Annotated in this window: 1 protein-coding gene; it reads right to left on the bottom strand. The window is 71.9% G+C overall.

Features of this window, described 5'->3' with window-relative positions; translation table 11 throughout:
- Positions 1 to 924: 924 nt before the first annotated feature.
- On the bottom strand, positions 925 to 1,889 hold a 965-nt coding region (locus IDM40_RS28505), incomplete at its 5' end, for an HNH endonuclease signature motif containing protein (protein ID WP_235998014.1).

Below are 1,889 nucleotides of genomic sequence, written 5' to 3'. Positions count from 1 at the left end.
ATCGCCCGGTCGTGCCCTGCTTCCCGGTGGGGTCGAGAGACGAGAGGGAGAGTGCTCGGTTCTGTGTCGTTGGTAGTGACCATAAGGGCACCGACAACGTTTTCAGGTGCTCACAAGAGCACTATCAACCATCGGGAACGGCGGCTGGTGCCACGCGCAGGGTCACGCGGTCAGGCCAGTCAGGCCCGGTCAGTCCCGGTGGGGCCAGGGCTGGTCGCCGTGGGTGGGTGGGCCTGCGGTGGAGATTCTCCAGAAGCTTGGTTTGTCGTGCGCGGTGCGCGGTGCGCGGAGAGTGGCGCGCGGAGAGTGGTAGGGGGTGTGTGGTGCCCCTCGGCTGGACCAGTTGCGGCAGTCGCCAGGGCTCTAGACGGAATGCCGGCGTTGCCGGAGCCGGTATCGGCGTTACCGGAGCCGGCGCCTTCGGCACCCGAGTCGCCCTTGGCGCCGTTGCCGGTGGGGTTGTTGCCGTTGGTGCTGGTGCCATCGGCACCGCCGGTGCTGTGGCCGGTGCTGGTGCCGTTCGAGCGGGTGTGCGCATGGTGGCGACATTCGTCGGAGGCAGGGGCCGGGGAGGGTGTGCATCGCTTGGCGCGGTTTCGGAGATTCTCTGATCCGTCGGAGGGCCTGCCCGCGGCAGGGCCAATGGCGCCAGCACGGCCGATGCGATGAGTGGTGCGGTGGGCGGTGCGGTGGGTGGTACCGGATGACTCGGTGCGGCTGGCCATGCTGGGCGGTCGACCGAACCGGTGCGGCCAGTGATATGTGCTCAGCCGTTGGCGCCGGAGCGACCGCAAGCACCGGAGGCACCGGAGGCGCTTGCGCGCCCGTGCTCGCCGAGCCGGCGGCCCCTAGCCAGTGGCGCTGGTGCCATCGGCACCGCTGGTGCTCGCATCGCTGGCGCTCGTGCCGCTGGTGGGGCGGTTCTTACTCGGTCTTGGTGCGGGTGTGGCGGTACTTGGCGCGGTTGTGCGTGGAGCACAGGGGCTGGAGGTTGGTGGCCTTGGTTTCGCCGCCGTGGGAGAACTCGGTGATGTGGTCGGCCTCGCACTGCGAGACCGGCACGTCGCACCCACCCGACCATGCGCAGGTGGTGTGCCCGGCGAAGGCGGCGGTGCGCAGGTACCCGGGTGCGAGGCGGTGTGCGCGGCCCAGGTCCAGGGGCAGGCCGGTGCGGTCGTCGAAGATCAACCGGCGGATCTGGGCCGTGGGCGCCATCGCACGCACCGCGGACAGGGCCAGGACGTTGCCGTCCTCGGTCACGGCCACACCGGAGGAGACGGGCACACCGGGGAAACCGGAGTGGCCCGGGGAATCGGGGGTAGTGGAGGGCGGGCCGGTGGTGGCGGAGGGCGGCCCGGTGTTGGCGTTGGTGCCACCTGCGGTGGCGGTGTTGGTGGCGGTGGCACCGCCACCGGTGCCGCCGCCGGGGTCGGGGCCTGGTTCGGCGCCCGGCTCGGGGCCGGGGGCGGTGGTCGCCCCGGTGTTCCCGGTTGCCCCGGTGGTGTTGGTGCCACCTGCGGTGGCGGTGCCTGCCGTGCCGTTGGCGCCTGCGGCGGTGCCCACGGCTGCGGTGCCCGTGCCGCCGACGCCGTCGGCGTCGTTGGCGTTGTTGGTGTCGGTCTCGTTCTGGTTCTTGAAGGCGAAGCCGAAGCCCAGCAGCGCCGACAGCGGCACGGTGATGTTGATGACCGCCTTGGAGCCGGGCGGCTGCAAGCAGCCACCACCAGCGGTGGCGCCAGTGGCAGCGGCAGAGCCGCCAGAGCCAGCCCCGGCGCCAGCGCCGTCGGCGTGGCCGACGGAGTCGGTGCCAGCGTCGGCGGCGGCACCTGCACCTGCGGTGCCGGTGCCGTTGCCGTTGCCGTTGGTGGTGTCGCCAGCGGCGCCACCCG

It is taken from the genome of Nocardiopsis coralli (assembly GCF_014892575.1).
Taxonomy (GTDB): Bacteria; Actinomycetota; Actinomycetes; order Streptosporangiales; family Streptosporangiaceae; genus Nocardiopsis; species Nocardiopsis coralli.
The sequence above is the reverse complement of the archived record's forward strand: the minus strand, read 5'-3'. Positions and strand labels throughout refer to the sequence as shown.